The organism is Paenibacillus sp. N3.4 (assembly GCF_008017805.1).
GTDB lineage: Bacteria > Bacillota > Bacilli > Paenibacillales > NBRC-103111 > Paenibacillus_E.
Genome location: NZ_VRTT01000049.1, coordinates 12,954 through 32,249, shown reverse-complemented (window position 1 = coordinate 32,249; position 19,296 = coordinate 12,954). Strand labels below are relative to the sequence as shown.

At 45.4% G+C, this 19,296-nt stretch carries 19 protein-coding genes; 5 read left to right on the top strand and 14 right to left on the bottom strand.

Going from position 1 to position 19,296, the window contains the following annotated elements:
* Positions 1 to 59: 59 nt before the first annotated feature.
* Complete coding sequence (locus FU659_RS22490) at positions 60 to 416, bottom strand: thioredoxin family protein (RefSeq protein WP_147949603.1); 357 nt, start codon at positions 414 to 416, stop codon at positions 60 to 62.
* Between the two features lie 171 nt (positions 417 to 587).
* On the opposite strand from FU659_RS22490, the gene FU659_RS22485 reads away from it, so the two are divergent.
* The 3 genes from FU659_RS22485 (at position 588) to FU659_RS22475 (ending at position 3,475) form a co-directional block, all read left to right on the top strand.
* Positions 588 to 1,427, top strand: coding sequence for an SPFH domain-containing protein (locus FU659_RS22485; protein WP_147949602.1), 840 nt, complete (start codon positions 588 to 590; stop codon positions 1,425 to 1,427).
* Positions 1,428 to 1,438: 11 nt separating this feature from the next.
* Positions 1,439 to 1,633, top strand: coding sequence for a type II toxin-antitoxin system antitoxin (locus FU659_RS22480; protein WP_147949601.1), 195 nt, complete (start codon positions 1,439 to 1,441; stop codon positions 1,631 to 1,633).
* A 549-nt stretch (positions 1,634 to 2,182) separates the two neighbouring features.
* Entirely contained in the window at positions 2,183 to 3,475 is a 1,293-nt protein-coding gene (locus FU659_RS22475; protein ID WP_147949600.1) for a DUF2515 family protein, read from the top strand.
* Here FU659_RS22475 and FU659_RS22470 read toward each other — a convergent pair.
* From FU659_RS22470 to FU659_RS35710, 9 genes are all read right to left on the bottom strand, one after another.
* The gene (locus FU659_RS22470) at positions 3,472 to 5,163 is read right to left on the bottom strand and encodes a putative polysaccharide biosynthesis protein (protein ID WP_147949599.1); all 1,692 of its coding nucleotides are present in this window, start codon (positions 5,161 to 5,163) and stop codon (positions 3,472 to 3,474) included. The genes FU659_RS22475 and FU659_RS22470 overlap by 4 nt on opposite strands.
* A 34-nt stretch (positions 5,164 to 5,197) precedes the next feature.
* Entirely contained in the window at positions 5,198 to 5,677 is a 480-nt protein-coding gene (locus tag FU659_RS22465) for a DUF456 domain-containing protein (protein ID WP_147949598.1), read from the bottom strand.
* Positions 5,678 to 5,717: 40 nt separating this feature from the next.
* Complete coding sequence (locus FU659_RS22460) at positions 5,718 to 6,458, bottom strand: Cof-type HAD-IIB family hydrolase (protein ID WP_147949597.1); 741 nt, start codon at positions 6,456 to 6,458, stop codon at positions 5,718 to 5,720.
* Between the two features lie 38 nt (positions 6,459 to 6,496).
* Positions 6,497 to 8,371 carry an asparagine synthase (glutamine-hydrolyzing) gene (gene asnB / locus FU659_RS22455; RefSeq protein WP_147949596.1) on the bottom strand — a complete coding sequence of 625 codons (1,875 nt, stop codon included), beginning with the start codon at positions 8,369 to 8,371 and terminating at the stop codon, positions 6,497 to 6,499.
* A 914-nt stretch (positions 8,372 to 9,285) separates the two neighbouring features.
* Complete coding sequence (locus tag FU659_RS22450; RefSeq protein ID WP_147949595.1) at positions 9,286 to 11,433, bottom strand: peptidoglycan D,D-transpeptidase FtsI family protein; 2,148 nt, start codon at positions 11,431 to 11,433, stop codon at positions 9,286 to 9,288.
* An 18-nt stretch (positions 11,434 to 11,451) separates the two neighbouring features.
* Positions 11,452 to 12,174 carry an HAD-IA family hydrolase gene (locus tag FU659_RS22445; protein ID WP_147949594.1) on the bottom strand — a complete coding sequence of 241 codons (723 nt, stop codon included), beginning with the start codon at positions 12,172 to 12,174 and terminating at the stop codon, positions 11,452 to 11,454.
* Between the two features lie 122 nt (positions 12,175 to 12,296).
* A complete protein-coding gene (locus FU659_RS22440) occupies positions 12,297 to 13,445 on the bottom strand; it encodes a transglutaminase domain-containing protein (protein ID WP_147949593.1) in 1,149 nt (382 codons plus the stop codon).
* A gap of 35 nt (positions 13,446 to 13,480) precedes the next feature.
* A complete protein-coding gene (locus FU659_RS22435; RefSeq protein WP_147949592.1) occupies positions 13,481 to 13,915 on the bottom strand; it encodes a hypothetical protein in 435 nt (144 codons plus the stop codon).
* A gap of 54 nt (positions 13,916 to 13,969) precedes the next feature.
* Positions 13,970 to 14,125 (bottom strand): hypothetical protein, encoded by a 156-nt coding sequence (locus tag FU659_RS35710; RefSeq protein WP_187274314.1) that lies wholly within the window; start codon positions 14,123 to 14,125, stop codon positions 13,970 to 13,972.
* Between the two features lie 111 nt (positions 14,126 to 14,236).
* Between FU659_RS35710 and FU659_RS22430 the strand changes: the two genes are divergently transcribed.
* Both FU659_RS22430 and FU659_RS22425 read left to right on the top strand, forming a co-directional pair.
* Entirely contained in the window at positions 14,237 to 15,403 is a 1,167-nt protein-coding gene (locus tag FU659_RS22430; RefSeq protein ID WP_147949591.1) for an MFS transporter, read from the top strand.
* Positions 15,404 to 15,581: 178 nt separating this feature from the next.
* Positions 15,582 to 15,935: a toprim domain-containing protein gene (locus FU659_RS22425; protein WP_147949590.1), complete on the top strand. Its 354-nt coding sequence runs from the start codon at positions 15,582 to 15,584 to the stop codon at positions 15,933 to 15,935.
* Positions 15,936 to 16,040: 105 nt separating this feature from the next.
* Here the strand turns inward: FU659_RS22425 and FU659_RS22420 are convergent, their stop codons facing one another.
* The 4 genes from FU659_RS22420 to ureG all read right to left on the bottom strand — a co-directional run bounded on the left by FU659_RS22420 (position 16,041) and on the right by ureG (position 19,293).
* Positions 16,041 to 16,586 (bottom strand): SCO family protein, encoded by a 546-nt coding sequence (locus tag FU659_RS22420; protein ID WP_261807974.1) that lies wholly within the window; start codon positions 16,584 to 16,586, stop codon positions 16,041 to 16,043.
* A gap of 17 nt (positions 16,587 to 16,603) precedes the next feature.
* Positions 16,604 to 17,575, bottom strand: a complete 972-nt coding sequence (cyoE, locus tag FU659_RS22415) for a heme o synthase (protein ID WP_147949589.1) — start codon at positions 17,573 to 17,575, stop codon at positions 16,604 to 16,606.
* A gap of 205 nt (positions 17,576 to 17,780) precedes the next feature.
* On the bottom strand, positions 17,781 to 18,635 hold the full coding sequence (locus FU659_RS22410) for an urease accessory protein UreD (protein ID WP_147949588.1): 855 nt from the start codon (positions 18,633 to 18,635) through the stop codon (positions 17,781 to 17,783).
* Positions 18,628 to 19,293 carry an urease accessory protein UreG gene (gene ureG, locus FU659_RS22405; RefSeq protein WP_147949587.1) on the bottom strand — a complete coding sequence of 222 codons (666 nt, stop codon included), beginning with the start codon at positions 19,291 to 19,293 and terminating at the stop codon, positions 18,628 to 18,630. The genes FU659_RS22410 and ureG overlap by 8 nt, the downstream gene beginning before the upstream one ends.
* Between the last annotated feature and the right edge of the window lie 3 nt (positions 19,294 to 19,296).

Genomic DNA, 19,296 nt, shown 5'->3' with positions numbered 1-19,296 from the left:
GGAGCCGCTTTGCCATGATTATGAGAGATCATTCATCTTGCTGCTTGAAGCAATTCATCTTAACCTTCTGCTCGAGGTGCAAGCGCAGCTGCAACTTCTAAAGCGCGATCCAAGAATTGTTCAATTTCCTCGCGAGTCTTGCGAAGCTTGTTGACGAAACGAACCAATTCTTGCCCTTGACGGAAAGCAATAAAGCTTGGAATGCCTAAAATATTCAATTGCTCACACAGATCAGGCACCTCATCGCGGTCCAACTCAATGAATGTAATACGTCCCTCGTAATCTTGCTCGACCGATGGCATGAAAGGATCGATATAGTGGCAGTCTTTGCACCACGTTGTTTTGAAAATAGCAACAGTCAAGGTTGACTGTGAAATGTGGTTTTGAAAATCTTGTTCGTTGGATACTTTAATCATAACAGACACCTCACCTACTTAGGAATGTATTAACTTATAGCATGCCCTAAAAACAGTGTCAAGATAAACGCTTATCCGCGATTTATACGCAATTATTATTTTACATTAAAAGTAAATTATGATATCATATAAATATCACATTGATATTCGACAATGAAAGGGTGTTACAGAATGAAAGAAACGAAAGCTTGGTCGTTGAATGGATTTATTGGATTAATTTTATTCCTTATAGGTGCAGGCTTTGGGATTTACCTCCTCACACAAGATCAAGTAGCCATTGGTGTCACTTTAATTATTTTAGGTATCCTCTTTGTTTCAACCATTACAGCAGTGCAACCCAATGAAGCTTCTGTCATCACCTTTTTCGGCAGTTATTTAGGAACCATCCGTAAAAGTGGCCTTTGGCTAATTGTTCCTTTTTCCTCCAGAAAAAAAATCTCTTTGCGGGTGCGTAATTTTAACAGCGTCAAATTAAAGGTAAATGATATTGAAGGAAATCCGATAGAGATTGCCGCCGTTGTCGTTTTTAAAGTTGTCGATACGTACAAAGCACTCTTCGATGTTGACAGTTATGAAAAGTTCGTGGAGATTCAAAGCGAAACTGCACTGCGGCACGTAGCTAATAAATATCCGTATGATCGATTTGAAACTGAGGGTTATTCCCTTCGAGGAAATGCGGATGAGGTTGCTGCTGAGCTTAGTGTCGAACTGCAAGCGCGCCTTTCCGTTGCCGGCGTGGAAGTTCTCGAGTCTCGTCTGACTCATCTCGCTTACTCCACAGAAATCGCCAGCTCTATGCTGCAGCGCCAGCAGGCTGCTGCGATTTTGTCAGCGCGACAAATCATTGTTGATGGAGCTGTGGGGATGGTTCAAATGGCGATTGCCAGATTGGAAGCTGAAGGTTTGAAACTAGATGAAGAAAGAAAAGCGGCCATGATTAACAATCTACTTGTGGCGATTGTTTCAGACCGTGCAGCGAGTCCGGTCATTAATACCGGTTCGTTGTATTAACGGTCCTTCTCATGGCGCCTAAGAAAAACTTTCCGCTTCGACTCGATCCCAAGCTGTACGAGGCTTTGGAACGCTGGGCGGAGGACGAATTTCGCAGCGTTAACGGGCATATCGAGTACTTGCTGCGTGAAGCACTGCAGCGCACAGGACGATTGCAGAAGCCAGGGCCTGAACCACCCCTAGCTAACCAAGAACAAGCAGAATGAGGGCTCCATCACAAACCCATCTCGCATAGATTTAGCGAGATGGGTTTTTCATATATAACAAGCTGGGGAAACAGGAGTTCACCCCTTAGGAGATGAGCGACCCTGTAAGCATGAAAATCCTCCTTATATGCTGCTCTTAACGGATAAGTGGCTCTGTAAGCACGGAAACCATCCTTATGGGTAATGAATTGAAGAGAAATTGTAGTTAAACGCAGTTGTAAGCTCCAAAATCATTCTTACAAGCTCCCCCAAGAAGATGGGTGGCTCTATAAGCACGAAAAACAGGCTTATAGATATTGAATTAATTGGGATGGAAATTCCAGTTAGGTAAAGAGAAATCAGCAATGGCAATTGACGCTGAGTAAATGAGTCGGCTATTCAGCTTACCATGGATGGCTACTTACGACGGAAGCACACATAATGTTAACCTGCTAAATGAGTCAAGCAGGTGGTGCACCATTATCCGTACATTCGCACATAGCTGGAGCGAAATTTGCAAACAATACCTGCAGATGCTTCATAGTCGGATGAAAGTGGAGGCAAAGAAAGATGGGGGGAACAGTTAAACCAAACAAAGGATTTGTCCGTACCGTTCTGCACAAATTCCTGCTTTCAAGAAACGTTATAGGGATTATTCAGCGGATTTCTATGAGGCAGAATACTGATACTGATAATGATAATGCACCCCAAAAGCTTCCTATTCCAACGGCAACGGTTCAAAGGCTGAAGTATAAAGAAATCAAACAGCTACAGCTACAACGAGCAGGTGTGGAAGGGTTTGAAACCTCGGAAGAGGAGAAAACGCTTGTGGAACGAGTCCGCGAACAAACCCGCCATGCAAATCGGAATAATGTTACTCGAACACATGCCTATTGGACTTCCTACCAGCAGCATCCCGAGCTTCACTGGGCGCTGCTTGCCCATATGGTTTCTCGCAATGGCGGTTGGTGTATGACAGATCTTCGCGGCGAGTTACTTCCTCATTTGCTCAGTACCACAATGATCGATGATCTCTTTACTTTTCTAGAGCGAGCCAACAGCTTAATTTTTCATGATGCTTATCCCCAATTGCTGCTTTATTCCGAAAGTAAAAAACAAAATCGAAGCTTGTTTCATTTGCTGCCTCAATTAGGCGTATCATCTTGGATGCTGCCGATTTGGCATGATTTTTGGTTGTATAAGGAATCTGCGGCCTTAACCGTTGCTCTCATTATCAATGAGCAAAATTATATGGAGCGCCAAATCATACAAAACACGCGGTATCAGCAAACCGTTCTAAACGCTCCGCTTTTCAAAACCCAAGCATGGCTTCAGTTGAACCAAGTCGGATTTCCTTTTCGGCCGCGATTGAGTCATCAAGAGACCCCAACTTCTTATTTTCATATCGCCGGTCTTATTCTTGAAAATTTCACAAACTTAACGGAAAGAATCGAATTCGGGAAAAGCTTATATGCCATCCTATTCGCCCATTCCGATGTTTTCCCGAGCTTGCATGAGTTCGCTTCCTCCACACCTCATAGCGGTTCCAGAGCAGATTATTGGCCTCATCTATTTACCTCAATAAGAAAAAGCCCTCCCAATAATATTTACCAGGAAAGGCTTGATAGTCATAAGTTGAGAAGCGATACGACACATTTGTACAGCCCTTCACTTGCTGACGCTTGGGCAAATCGCCCCATGGAACCTGTGGAACAAGGAGATTGGTTTACAGAAGTGAACCAGCCAATGAAACATCTGTGCTCGATTCCGGTGCCATCCCCCATAGATATGACCAATGAAGTATTTTTTGGCTTGAATAAAATAGAACTGGCTATTCTGGGGGCACAAGCCCTTCGCGACTAGCCCCGTTTCAAGACTCGACCGGCTTTGCCTATTAGTTTTTGCACTGGAGCCGGGAAATTCTTAACATCTTCCTTCGTAACCACACGTGTCAGCATCAAAAGTAAAGGATACAAGGCAACCGTAAATGCACAAACAAGAATGGCATTAATTGCTTCATTGAGGCGATACCAAGCAAACAGATGAACATACGTGTGCGTCAGCCATTCTGCCGCGAGTCCTAGAATCGCAATAACGGCAACCGTCACTAGCAAACCGATAAACCGACGTCCAAGAATAGTAAAACTTACTTCCTTACGAAGCGAGCGTATATTTAGCCATGACATCGCAATAAAACAAAGCCCAGTTGAACCGATAATGCCATAGATGCCTAGCCAATGAACAAGAAGGAAGCTGCCAGCAAGCTTAATGGCAATACCAACAGCTACATGTGCCATCAAAGGCTTCATTTTTCCCATTCCCATGAGAACCGCGCCCGAAGTTTGCATCACAATTTGAAACATGGCGCCAAGAGTCAACAGCGAAATCAATGAGGGACCATGACTTATGCCATATGCGGTATCCTCGTATCCAAATAGGAATAAGTCCAGAGGCCGTGCAGCAATACTAATCAGAAGCACAGCCGGCAGCCCGGAAAGAATAGAAAGCTGTAGAACCCGAGTCGTCTGATGCCCTACTTGCTTCATATCCTTACGGGAATAAGCTGCCGAGATAATCGGAACAACGGATTGACTCAATGCGATAGCTAGAATGATCGGAATGCCTGCCAGCGATTGTGCTCGCCCAGAGGTAATACCCACTAAGCCTAATGCCTCGCTATGTCCGACACTCCCTTCAAGAAGAGGAATAATAATCGACGTATCGATCAGATACACAAGCGTAACCGTTACCGAGAAAATAACGATGGGAATCGAGAGTTTAAGAAGACTGCGGTATATGTCTCCATAACTGGCTGGCTTTTGCCCGGCATCCCCTGCACCTGCAGCCATCTGCTTGACGGCAGCTTGGGAAACTGTTGTTTGTGAGAGCTGTTTCTGTCCGTCTTTGCGTTTCAGCTTCAACGCGAAATAGAGCATAACGGCAAGGGCAGCAATCCCCCCTATAACACCGCCAAAGGAGGCTCCGGCTACTCCCCATCCTAAGCTAATATTCAGCAGGATATAGGCTAGTCCTATCGAGGTAACAAGCCTGAAAACCTGCTCCACAACTTGAGAAATCCCGTTGGGCATCATATTTTGTCTACCTTGGAAATAACCGCGCATAATCGCGATCAGCGGGAAGAACAACATAGCGGGAGCTATTGCGCGCGTTGCGAGTGTCGCATCCGGCCCCCCATGGGAGATCGTTTCCGCATAGAACGGAGCGAATACATAGAGCAGAATCGTCATCAACGCCCCGGCTATCACAGCGAACCAAATCGCTGCGCGGTAAATTCGCTCGGCTTCGGCAGGGCGACCCATTGCATACTTTTCCGAAACCATTTTACTTAATGCACTTGGAATTCCCGCCGTTGCCACGACTAATAAAACAGAATATAAAGTGAACGCAATGGAATAACTCCCCATCCCACCGTCCTGCAACAGATGAACCAGCGGAATTCGCTGAAAAACGCCGATAAACCGCGCTACAAGCGCGGCTACGGTGAGAATGAGCGTCCCTTTTACAAGAGAATCTTTCGTTTCCTTCGTCAAGTCCGTTCCTTCTCTCTACGTTCGTTAAAATATATTAAAATACCCAGATGAAAAAGACGATAATCATTGCAAGCTGCAGCATAATTTTGACGAGACTGCTTGCAAAAAAACCAAGCACGGAACCGAAGCCGGCGCTAAGTGCCTTTTTCCATGGTGTTCTGATGATGATTTCACCAATTACAGCACCAAGGAATGGTCCAATAATGAGCCCAAAGGCAGGAATGACAAATGGTCCGACAATGAGACCGATTGTGCTTCCGATAATCGCTGCTTTCGAGCCTCCGAACTTTTTTACCCCCAACGCACTAACCGCATAATCCGCTACGATGACGATAATGACAATCAAAGACTGTATAAGCCAAAACCAGACGCCAAAAGGTTCAAAGCTGATCAACCAGCCATAGAGGAAAAATGCGCCGTAAATCGCTAAGACACCCGGAAGAACCGGATAAACAGAGCCAATCATACCTACAACAAATAACAGAATGACCAAGCACCAGCCTAAAGCAACCATCTTAATCAGCTCCTTCCATTCTTGAGCGAATGCGGCTTAATTATGTCTTTAACAGATAGCCATAGATGATTTCCGCAACACCATGCTCCTCATTGGATAAGGTTGTGATATCGGCAATCCGCTTTACTTCGTCCTGCGCGTTGCCCATGGCCACACCCAGCCCTGACTCACGAATCATAGCGATATCATTCTCGCTGTCGCCCATGGCAATGACTTCGGACATCTCGATTCCTAACAACTTACACACAGCCTCCACACCTGTTGCTTTGTTGATGCCTAATGGATTCAGTTCAATATTAGATGGATGCGAGTTCGTAATCTCAAGCGTTCCCCAGCCTTCTACGATGGTCCGAATACTTGTCAGCTTCTCCGAATTTTCGCTAAAATAGCCGAACTTGAGCCATTCTTGTCCATCAATATCAAAGGTTTCGCTCTCTCGGTTGAATATCCCTTCAACCGAATACGCCCACCACCAGCTGTCATGCTCCACGGCCAAGGCATGCAAGCTTCGCACGGTTTCAGCTGGGAGCAGTGTACGTCTTAGCAGCTTATCCGGCCTCTCCCATACCTCGCTGCCATTGACAACAACCAACGGGCCTGTAAGCCCCAATTCCTTGATGTAGGGCATAGCGCTTACGGCGCCGCGCCCGGTAGACATCATGACAATCTTACCCGCTTGAGTAGCCTGGCGAATCGCTTCCTGATTCTCAGCCGAGATCTTCTTCTCTTCGTTCAGCAAAGTTCCATCCATATCTAGAGCAATTAATTTATAAGATCCCAAGTTTCTTCCCCATTTCCTGTCTCTATGTCCAATTAGGCTTAGTAAGCTGCAAGTACTTTCTTCGGCAACTCTTCCATAAAAGTCATATGCCAGAGGGCAAACACATAGATCGTCCATATACGGCGGGCGTAGTCCCCCTGACCACTACGGTGCTTCTGGAGCATCCGTTCAACAGCTGCCGTATTAATATAATCTTCAATTCCGCTGGATTTAATTTGCTCCAGCAGCATATCGCCCATCGGACCTTGTACCCATTGGCGCAAAGGTACGGGGAAGCCCAGCTTCGGCCGATTCAGAATGAAATCCGGAATGATGCCTTCCATCGCTTTGCGGAAAATATACTTCGTTGTACCATTCGCAATACGATACTTCGTTGGAATGCGGCGTGCTACATCAAACATCGCGGTATCGAGGAAAGGAACCCGCAGCTCAAGGGAATGAGCCATTGTCATTTTATCGGCTTTCATCAGAATGTCGCCTGGCATCCACAAGTTCATATCGATATATTGCATCCGACTCACTGGATCAAGGTGCTTGGTCTTATTGTAGTAATCGCCTGCAATTTGTATAGGGTTCTTGTAAGCTCTCAGCATTTCGCTATCGAGGCGCAGCACTTCCGCTTTCATATCTTCGCTGAAGATTTTGGCGTTACCGAGGAAGCGCTCCTCCAGCGGAGTCGTACCGCGCAACAAATAATTGCGCCCTTTGACGCTGCTCGGCAGCACCCGCGCAAATCGATTGAGCATGCGCTTCACCGATTGTGGCAGCCCCTCGATTGGGCGCAGAGAATGCGGCTCGCGATATATGCGGTAGCCGCCGAACAACTCGTCCGCTCCTTCGCCGGACAGAACAACTGTCACATGCTCGCGCGCCAACTTGGCGACATGGTACAAAGCGATCGCCGAAGGATCGGCAACCGGCTCGTCCTGATGCCAGATGGCATTCGGCAAAGCAGCAAAATAATCATCGCGTGTGATGATTCTGTCATAATGCTCGGTACCCAGTGCCGCCGCCGTTTGGGCAGCAATCGGCGTTTCGTTGTTGGCGCCTTCGAAACCGACGGAGAACGTGCGAATCGGCTCAATATTCCGCATATGCGTTGCGATCGCCGTGGAATCAATCCCGCTGGATAAAAAGCATCCGCGATCTACATCACTGACCATGTGGTATTTAACCGAATCCTTCAACGTTTCGCGGATCTGTTCCACATACTCGTCAAACGGACGTTCTTCCGGCTCAAACATCGGATCCCAATACTTATGTATAGACATTTCGCCATCAAAGGTTACTTTCACATAATGGGCCGGAGGCAGCTTGTGTATACCATGGAACATGGTATTCGGCTCAGGCACATATTGGAAGGTCAAATAGTTCAGCAAGCTGTCCGTATGGATCAACCGGTTCATGCCATCTGCAGCAAGCAAGCTCTTGATTTCCGAGCCAAACAAAAACTGCCGATCGTTAACATGATAATAAAACGGCTTTATGCCGAAGTGGTCTCTCGCTCCGAACAGCTGCTTTTTCTTCCGATCCCAAATGACGAAGCCGAACATCCCGCGCAAGTGCTTGACGCATTCTTCTCCAAACTCCTCATAAAGGTGAACAATAACCTCCGTGTCGCTTTGCGTGCGGAACTGATGTCCACGATCCTGCAGCATCCCGCGCAATGATTTATAGTTATAAATTTCTCCATTAAAAATGATCCATACGGAATCATCCTCATTCGCCAGAGGCTGATGACCTTCTTTAAGGTCAATAACCGATAATCTGCGAAAGCCCAACCCAATTCGATTATCTGTCCAAAAGCCGGAATCATTCGGCCCCCTATGCTCTATTACACTTGTCATCTGCTCCAACATGGGAATAGACGGTTCTCTATCTTCAAAATACATTACACCCGTGATACCACACATGGTAAAACTCACTCCTCCGCGCCATCTTCAATCTTTCTCTTCGACTATCGATACATTAGTATAACATATCAGCCAGTCATACTGGAAATACGATGAAAGCACGGGATTAGCCAAAACCTAGAGAAAAATGATGGAAACGATCAGTCGTTTCAAGGATGAGGATAACCGACTTTTTTTCATAACGCTCGCCGCCTTTCCCTTGCACATAATTGTTTACCTAACGCAACTTTTAGGGTAAACGAAATTTCTTTTCCCTCCAGTAGGATATGCTTAAGGGCACGGAACGGTTACTCTCGTGTGTATTGTTTTCGAAAAGCAAGCGCGAGCAGCCCATTTGGTGACGAAAGCAGTTGGAGTAATAGGCCGCATGATGAAAGAACATATTGCCCTGCTCTTAGATCCCCTGTCTCTTCTTCTTCTCCTGCATATAGTGCACCTTGTGTCACGAAAATAAGATCGAACACCCCTAATCCTTGCCTATTCCGATGCTTTTCTCCTTCTTGTCGTGAAAATGAGTCCAAGGCATAGCTCAATAATGCAGCAAGCAGGCTGACACTATCTTCAAACGACTAAAAAAACCATCAGAGAACTGATGGTCCTATCCATAAACACGGTTGTTTTCAGCTTTACAGCTCAACAATTCCGCCCGTTCTCTCTTTTTCGTTCGCTGTAAGCGTGTTTTTCGTGCTTTCAGCGTCGCTGGCGGACCTCTTGCCTTCCGTAACGCGGAAAAACAGCTTTACAGCTCAACATTCCGCCCGTTCTCTCTTTTTCCTTCGCTGTAAACGTGTTTTTGAGGCTGTCGAAAAACTCTTTTAGGGGATCAAAATCTGATTAATAAAGCAAATAAATGGGCCGCCAGATCATTTGTAGTCGATTATTTATTTTTTTGTTACGAAACCCACTCATAATAATCAATATTTCCCAAAAACATATAAATTCTCCCCAAAAAGGAGCTTGCCGCGGCAAGCTCCTTTTTTACACACATATGCTAACGTTCGGTTACCATGATTTTTACCGCCGCCTAGCTTCGTCAAAATCCCATCATTCGCAGCGTCGTAGGCCTGAAATAACTTGGCTGCTATCGGAGAGGCTCCATAACGTCCGTATCCACCTTCCGGCACAACTACCGCTACGGCCAGCTTCGGATTTTCGACAGGAGCAAAAGCGATGAATACCGCATTATCAATGGTGCCGCCAGATACGGCCTGTGTGGATGTACCTGTTTTACGAGCAACGTTGTAAGGCAGTTCGTCGATTCCCTCTGCGCCACTTTTCATCCCATGAATGATGGTGTTCCAATCCGCTTTAGCGAACAAACTTGTGGAATCATCCAACACTTCAGGTTCGATTTTTTTAACCAAATCCCCTTCAAAGCTTCTAATTTCATCTACAAACAACGGTTTCATTCTCTTGCCTTTACTAGCCAAAGTCGCGGCAAATTGAGCCAACTGAAGGGTGGTCGTCTTTTCGTTCTGACCCCAAGAAGCATATACCATGGCAGATTGGTAACTGTCTTTTGTCGCATTTTTGATAAAATCGTTGGAGCCCGCATATTCCCCTGGCAGTCCACTGCCTGTTTTAACCCCAATCCCGAATTTAGCTAAATATTCTGCCCATTTTTTCGTAACTGCTGGATTTTCCCCGCCATATTTCGAATAAAATGGAATTCCTATCATCGCAGACATATACGTATTGGATGAATGTTCGATAGCTCCTGCCGCTTTCAATGGCCCATAGGCCACTTTGCCGGAGTTGGAAATCGAACTTGTACTACCAGTTTTCCCAAAGCTAAACGTACCGGAATCATAATAGGTGTCGTTCGCTGAAAACAGCTTCTCTGTGAGTCCGATCAGCACCGATAAAGGTTTGATCGTCGAACCCATAAAAACAATTGAAGACGGATGTTTAGGAAGTTCCTTTTCTGTATAATTCGGATACGCGGTTCTAATGGAACCATTGTATATAAAGTTACCCACCTTATCCAAGGTAGCTTGCGACATCCCGCCCGTCCAATCATTTGAGTTGTAATCGGGGAAATTAGCCATTGTTACAACACGTCCTGTATCCACTTCCATGGCTACCGCATAACCGGCTTCGGCATTTTTACCATAAGAAATAAATGCATCGTTCCTCGCGTAAGGCGTATGCAGGAAATCTATCTGATCTTTAATCGCTTTTTCCGTCGCCTTCTGGATGTCCTTATTAATGGATAAATACAAATTATTTCCCTTGGTGGGCTTCGTAACCGCTGCTTTTCCGATAATTTTCATCGATGCATTGACGGGATACACTTTGTAACCATTTTTCCCGCGAAGTTCATCTTGATACATGCGTTCGATGCCGTCGAATCCCACATTTTCCGTCTCCAGATACTCCTTGCTGTTTGGGTTATCCGTATATATTTCTTTGGCTTTTTCTGTTGAATAAGCTCTGAGATAACCAATTAACTGCGGTGCGATGGTAGTTGTGTTATCATCGTCCATCTCGTAAGTCCGAATACTTTCTTCAGTTACTTCCAACCATCTAAACTCATCTCGGTGTTCTAACAGAAAGGCTATTTCCTCTTTCGACAAGTCTGTTTTAATTTTACGAGGAACCCCGTTGTAGAAGGGATCTTTCACTTTATTTTGGTTGATATCATAGCCAAGGTCCATCGCAAGCACAATTTCAGCAGCTGTCAACTTTTTGGCATCTTTTTTTCCATATTTATCAAACACATCTTTCAATTTATTGGCCAAGCCAATAACTTCACTCTTGTCGCTTTGGGAAGGTTCTATCCTAAAAAACAGAGATTGCACTGGAATCGTGTACGCCAGCGGTGATTTGGTTGAATCGTAAATATTACCGCGTATCGGTGCAATTTTGTTCGTTTGATTCGTATTCGTGTTTTCTGCCGCTTTCAAGTCTTTGGCTTGAACGAATTGGAGAATGGCCAACCGCACGATAAGTACGGAAAATAATAAAAAGGTTACAAAGAAAAATATATTGATCCGAAATGAAAAGTGCCGCTTTTGGGTGATTTCATTTTTCTTCGGATCATCCGTAATGGATGACTTCATCACTTCTCAGATCCTTTCTTACACATTTGCCTCTTCATGGAACACTTCAAGCAAGGAGCGAATGCCTTCCCCTGTATGATACGCATAACGGATGATTCTGACAGCATCCATGCCAACTTGGCTAGGCGCCCAAATATCATTCGTTTCATGATCGCCGATATATAAAATATCCTTGGCTTCTAAACCTGCCCGATGCAAGGCCAATTCGAAAATGGCTGGATCTGGCTTCTCTAAACCCACTTCTGTCGAAACGATAACCGGATCGAAATAGTCCAAAATCCCTTTACTCTCTAAAATCGCTTTCAGAGTAGGAGCAAAATTACTGATAATCCCTATTCGAAAGCCCTTCGTACGCAATTGTTCGAGAAACGGCTTTACATCATCAAAAAGCTCGTAATATTCGGGTGCCACATAAATGTCGTAAAGTTCATGGCAGCAGTTGTAAATTTCTTGCTCCGTCCATTCCTCATGAACGCCCAGTTTGTGAAGCACATATTTATATAGATTTACCCAGAATTCACGATCTGACTCGGGGGTGCATTTGGCAAATGAGTCCTTCTTATCCACGTAATAAAATTGACGAAATGCTTCTGTGAAAAGTTCACTGATATGAGCTTCATCGCGATCCAAGGAGCGCTGTTGCAAATATTGTTTTAGAATGGTTTGGGCTGCCGGGATTGTAAGTAGAGTATCCCCCGCATCCAAGTAAATCATCGTATATTCCTGAAGTCGTTTACGCATTTTTGCTCCTTCATCCCATAGAAATCACACCATTTCAGTGTACCACATTTAACAAGGTATGAAAAAGAAGCCATTCTTGAATGATCAAAGAATGGCTTCCTTCCTACAAGTCGTATATTGCACTAAGCATCCTTAATGTGGGTTTGATCAAAGTTCGGCGGATTGAACCAATTGCCTCCGCTTGAAACCCAGGTAGAATCTAAAGGTACCCATCGATCTGACTCTTTCAGGTGGACCTCATTCCAGGCATGCGGGCCATAACTGCCCTGCCCGTCATAGCCAAGCCCCGTCACTACCTTCACATCAAGTCCAATCGATCTAGCCATCTGAGCATACAATCTGGAATAGTCGATACAAACACCTTCACGCGTGTTAAACGTGTCCTCTGGTGTCTGTTCCTTCCAAATGCGCTTCTCCTCATATAGCTTCACTTTATTCCAGTCATATTGGACTCGGCTGCCGACCCATTTGTACAATAGCTTGGCCTTCTCTTCATCCGTATGACCGCTGGCGGTTACTTCTTTGGCTGCATCCGCAATATTATTTGGAACCTTGGCATCCAGAACCTCATATTTGCGTTGTAAAATATTCGTGAATTCCTGTTCGACTGCTCGCGTGAACACTGGTGCTTTGTCGGCAATAAAATCACCGGTAAACGGCGAAATGACCTCCTTTGCACCTTTTTGATACAGCTGAGAAGACTCAATATAAGGGGTAACCGAAGAATGGGGGAAAAGGGTCACGTAAATAAATAAGACTGCAATAAGGATAAGCGCTCTTGCAAGTCCAGCAACCGAACCAATAGCTCCACCAGTGACTGAGCTAATAAAAGATTTGCTGCGCTCTCTATAGACATCGCGACCCGCTAACCAATGACTGAGAAGAGGATCTGCAAGTACATTAAGCAATTGCTTTACGATCACATAACCAAGTAAGAACAACACACCAAAGCGCAGCAGCGGAAAATCGCGAAGGCTCGTCAAAGACGTGTAGTAGGTTTGCTTAAGTAAACCACTATCGGTCGGAGGAACTTGCAACTGCTGTTCTTTCAGCCATGTTTGAATCCAGGGAGACACCCATTGAACACCTTTCCACGCAATAAATATAGCCGCAATCACGATGATAGCTTCTGTAACCATAGATAGAAGATGCTTCGCAGAGCCTGAACCCCCCCGAAAAAAACCTTGAAGGATCGATCCTGCAACTGTCAGAACAATCAGGATGGATATGAAATTCATTGATTGTGTGTAGGTCCATGCTGTGTCTGTCATGATTTTCTCACCACCCCTTCCTTACGAGCTGCCCTTTAAGATTTGGCGTTCTTCTTGGCTTGTTCGATGAAAGCATTGATCGCCGCATTGGCATTCATTGTAAATGTCTTATCGAGGAACGTGATTTTCACGTCATCTGACCCTGCTTTACCTTCCAGCTTCAAGCTTTTCGTTGTAACAAGAAAGGAACCGTCCGGGTTTGCTTTGAATTGAGCATCTTTGGCTTCTGAGATCAAGGCAGTCGTTGCCTTCGCTTTCACTTCATCGCCAACCTGCGCGGCTACAGATGCCCCAATATCCATCAGTTTATCCTTATAACTAGCTCCATAAACGAGTAAAGCTCCTACAATGACTATGACAAGTACCCATTTAATGACTGTTTTTACGATTCCAATTACGATGAAGAGTAAAATAATTGCGCCTACAATCAAGTACCAACGATCTTGAGCAAACGAAATCCACTGATCCAAACCTAACCCCTCCTAATTATCCATAAGTCCTACCTATCATACTACAGCCATCCTTTATTCTTCATCCCTTTTTTTCCTTAATGCGATTAACTTTTTTTGGATTTCTTCCGTTTTATCTACGCTGCCTCTTGTTCTTCGAAAAGAGTGCCTTAACCGCAAAACAAGGAAAATAGCTACAGCCGCAAACAAAATCAGCAAATAAGAATCCATTGTCAAGCCCTCCTAGGCAATTGTGTCATTTGTATGGAAAGGTCATATCCGTGGGACGAGCGGCGTACATCTAAAGGAGAGACAAGTCCAAATCATGGAGGTGATGAGAACATGCGAACAGCAATCTGGTTGTACCTATTTATGTTTGTTGCTTTTTTTGATTTACACGCACAGTACCCTATTCTGTCCCCTTTCGCCTTATCCTTAGGAGCAGCGCCTTCTTTCATCGGGTTAATCATGGGCGTATACTCCCTTACACACTTGCCTGGTAATTTACTTGCCGGCTTCGGCGTGGATAAATACGGCAGCAAGGCGTTCATCGTCCTAAGCCTGATTGTAGCAGGGATCATCTTGCTTTTTCAATCTAATGTGAAAGATCCTTGGCACTTGTTATACATTCGCTCGATCAGCGGCTTTGTCCTCGCTTTCTTATCCCCTGCATGCTTATCTTTATTAGCTCGAATTGCCAAAGATAGGATTCATCAAAGCAAGCTCATGGCTGGCAATGGACTTGTCCATACCTTAGCTTCCGTTGTATCGCCTGCTGCGGGTGCAATCTTAGTCGCCAAAATCGGCTTTACAACGGCATTCTCTGTATTGGGCTGGACCCTCATTATAACCGGCATACTGGCTATCTTTGGAGTGCAAGAAAAAAAGCTGTTGGCCAACGCCATGGATCAATCGCTCGCTTTAGATCCTCATAACCATAGTCTGCTAAATCAAGACTCGGATTCTGCCGCTAACGCTTCTATTCCATGGTTATTTTTTCTTATTCCAATGGCGCTCTCCTGTTCACAGGGCATCCTTTTCTTTGAACTTCCACTTATGCAATCCGCACGGAATTCGATTATGACCTCCGGTGTTTTTTTCACCGTTGTCAGCTTAGGCGCCTTATGCAGTATCAGTTTCTGGTTTCTGAACAAAATTTCTCCGTTTATACGAACCGTAGGCGGAAGCTTCTCGCTTGCTGCCATTTTCTTCGGTTTGGCCATTAACTGGCCAATCCCTCTTACGGTTTCGCTATTTTTCATTGGAATGGCGAAAGGAATTATTTATCCGGCTCTCGCCGCTCTTCTAGCCCGCATAACTAACAGTAATCGCTATGGCCGCGTCTTTTCCTTGCTTTCGATTTCTTACTCGGTCGGTGCCTTTTTTGGCCCTCTCTTGGCCGGACAGCTTCGCGATCATCTATCCCCTTATTTCATAGCCTTCTTCGTCTTAATGTTGGCCCTCTCGTTGTTACCATTACGAACATTCAAAGTTCCAGTTGCGACATAATCCTTTGAAAATCCGATCCATATACAGGCGGCTTGGCTATCCAAGCCGTCTTCTTGCTGTCAATCCGTGTCATTTCCCGGGAAATGACGCCAAATCGTTTACCCATATATCGCAATGAACCCTTGGATCACTCTCGAAAACGGGTTATACTACAAAAAACGTGAATCGAGGAGATCCCATGTCGATAGCTATCATTGTAGAAGGTAAAAACGACAAAAGCCGCTTAAAGCGAGTGGTTGACGAGAACGTTACAATTCTCTGTACATTCGGTACGCCAAGCTCCCTAACACTTGATGAATTAGCCAAGAAGGTAGGTCAGAAACAAGTCTATATATTTACAGACAACGATTCTTCCGGCAAACGAATACGTTTCCTGCTCCGCGATACGTTCCCGGACTCTGAACAGATTTATACGCGTAAAGGCTATGCCGGAGTTGAAGGAACACCCGAAGAATATATCATTCAGCAATTAGAAAAAGCAGGGCTGGATGAGTATATTATATACCCGGACCCAGACCCTGCTTTTGAATAATGGCAAAATCAAAAAATGACTACTTCCCTTTAGATAAGGTAATAACGTCTTTGACGATATGATCCGCATCCAGCTGCGGATTACTTGCGTCGTAATAATTGCGAATCATCCCTTTAGGGTCGACCAGCAAAATAGCGTTGGAGTGGGAGAAATTACCGTCCTTCTCCTTAATGACCATAATACCGAAATCTTCTGCCAGCTTGTGAACTTTCGCTTCCTCGCCACGGAGGAACATCCAGCCCTTAGCATCCGGTTTGGATTCAAATTGATTGGCAAAGTTCGAAGCACTTCCGGTGTATCTCGGGTTGGATCGACCGAAATCGAGACAATTTCAGCTTTTGTTCCGAACAAATCTTTCTTTTTCAAAGCATCCTGTACTTGTGTTAGCAAATACGTCGTTGGCATGCACACATCAGGACAGAATGAATAAAAGAAGTACACGAGTCTGACCTTGCCGTCCAAATCTTTCGATGTCACCGACTTACCGTCCAAGTCTTGCAATTGAATAGCCGGCGCAGCCTTCATGGCTAGAAGACGCTTGTCCGGCTCGCTGCCATTTACCCATAATTTATAGGCAAAGGAGGCAATCATCGCGATCAGAATAGCGCCTAACGCCAGTTTAAACCAGTTCTTTTCAAAAAAGGTGCTCATACGTCTACATCCCTCGCTTACTTCACGGTATCGATCACCATAAGGATCGATAAGAGAGTCAAATACATAATAGAGAACAGGAACATTCGCTTCGCCCAGACGACCTCAGCATCACCCGTTGCCTTGAAGCCTTTAATGGTCATGAAAACCCATATTAATCCGAGTACCGTAGATCCAAACAGAAACAAATAACCTAAGTAACCAAAGGCTGTCATCATCACTGTCACGGGAACGAGCACAACAACATAACGCACCATACTAATCTTCGTGACATAGGAGCCTTTCACAACCGGCAATAAAGGGAATCCCGCAGCGCGATATTCTTCCATACGTCGTATCCCAAGTGCCCAGAAATGCGGCGGCTGCCATAAGAATAAGAAGGCAAAGAGCAGAATAGCTCCTAAATCGAATGTGCCGCTAACCGCACAATAACCGATAACCGGAGGCGTTGCCCCAGAGAAGGCTCCTACGAATGTGCTCCACACCGAAGTTCTTTTGAACCAAGCCGTATACAGCCATACATACAGGAACAATCCAATGAGTCCAACCCAAGTGGCCAGAGGCGATTGTGCTCCGAAGTAGAGAACACCTAAACCAATGATCGCCAGTACGATACCATATCCTAAAACAAAATTAGGCGTCATTCTTCCGCTTGGAAGCGCCCGATCCTGTGTCCGCTCCATTTTGGCATCCATTTCACGGTCCAAATAATTGTTAAGGACTGTTCCTCCTGCCATCACAAGAGCTGTTCCCAGCATCGTTAAAAGAAGATGAACCCAATTGACATCCCATCGGGCTGCGACCCAATAACCAGCAAAGGCTGTCATCAAATTCGAATAAATAATGCCCGGTTTCACCAAGCGATAATAATCTTTCAGGGTCACACGTCCATGTGACGCTTGAGTTGCGCCCTTGTCTATGGATTCTGAGCGAACAGAAGCTTGTGCTGAGCCACTTGAAGCTGCCTCGTAGCTTACTTGATTTTCCACGTAAAATGCCCTCCTCTATATCAAACTTCCGAATGATCTTTATGAACAATCTCATCATACCAACCTGAACCCCATTTGACAATGAAGTGCACCCAGTTGTCATCATATTGTCGATTCTACCTTCCAGTATGCGTGGAAAATGCTCTCATCATTCGATTCCATGCAAAAAGGAGCCTGCATGGCTCTTTTTTAAGGCAATAACGTGTTATTTGCCAATCATTAATGGCGTTAAAGATAATAAAGAGCGGCGAATCTCATGCCAAGCTGCTGTCAACGCATGCTGAAGCTCCCAAGCATGTTTTCCCATAATAGAAACAATCAAACCATATTTATAAGTTAGACTCGCTCCTACTCGCACTTCTACATCTTTAAGCAGCTCCAGCTTAGTCAGGATTTCTTCAAGATGTTTTTGCTTCAGACGATCCGAGAATACATATAGATTCCCTAGATGGGATTGAACCTCCCAGCAGCCAGGTAAGGAAAGCTCCATCGTGTTTGGTTCAATCTTTTGATTTTGATAATAAATAAGCTCATTGTCATACCATACCTTCACCTTATTCTTATAACATGTATATTGAAAAACTTCGCCTCTTTGGGTTCTGCCGGGGCATAACACATCTGTGAATATGAAGATCGAACCAGATCCAAGATGAACCTCCATTTCCGCAGTTAGATTAGCTTCCTTATAAAGCATAAGTGGTTCAGGAACATACTCCAGCATTGATTCAGCAGCTAAATAGAGGACCTGCCGCTGCGAGGCCTCTTCGTCCAATAGGGATGGATGAACCTTCGTAAAGGACTGGTTCGTTAGAAAAACACGCGCGCCCTCCTGCAGGCGCATGTCGATTTCGTAATGATCCCCCGACATAAGTCCCGGGGAGCAGTCCATCATATAGACGCCAATTTGATCCATAGGCGGCATATCAGGGTCCAACGTTTTGTTCTCGTAACGAAACGTTTTGGCGATTTTGAGCGGGGAGATCTGATATTTGCTCACGAGCTGCGTCAATCCGCTGCGCACCGCAAATTCAGCCTTCATCTCCCCGGTTACCCTAGGCATGGCTAAACTCCGTTTCCACCCAGGTGACAATATCGTCCAAGCCTGCCCCGCCCATCAGGTTAGAGAAAATATAAGGTCTTTCGCCGCGCATCTTCTTCGTGTCCGAATCCATGACCTCGAGGCTCGCCCCCACATAAGGGGCCAAATCGATTTTATTGATCACGAGCATATCTGAGCGCATAATGCCGGGACCGCCTTTACGCGGGATTTTCTCGCCCTGCGCAACGTCGATAATATAGATGAAGCGATCCACCAATTCCGGGCTGAATGCCGCCGCCAAATTATCCCCACCGCTCTCAATGAAAATAATATCGAGATGGTCGAATCGCTTCTCTAACTCCTCAATCGCTTCGAAATTCATCGAAGCATCTTCACGAATTGCAGTATGCGGGCAACCGCCTGTCTCCACGCCTATGATACGTTCCTCAGGAAGTACCTCTGAGCTGATCAGAATACGGGCATCTTCCTTTGTATATATATCGTTCGTAATCACTGCAATACTGTAACGATCATTAAGCTTACGGGCTAGCCGCTCCACCAAAGCCGTTTTTCCTGAGCCGACAGGTCCTCCGATACCGATACGCATAGGACGGCTTCGATCCACGGCTGGCTTCTCCCATTGGTGATGATGATGACCTTGACCTTGACCTTGACACATAGC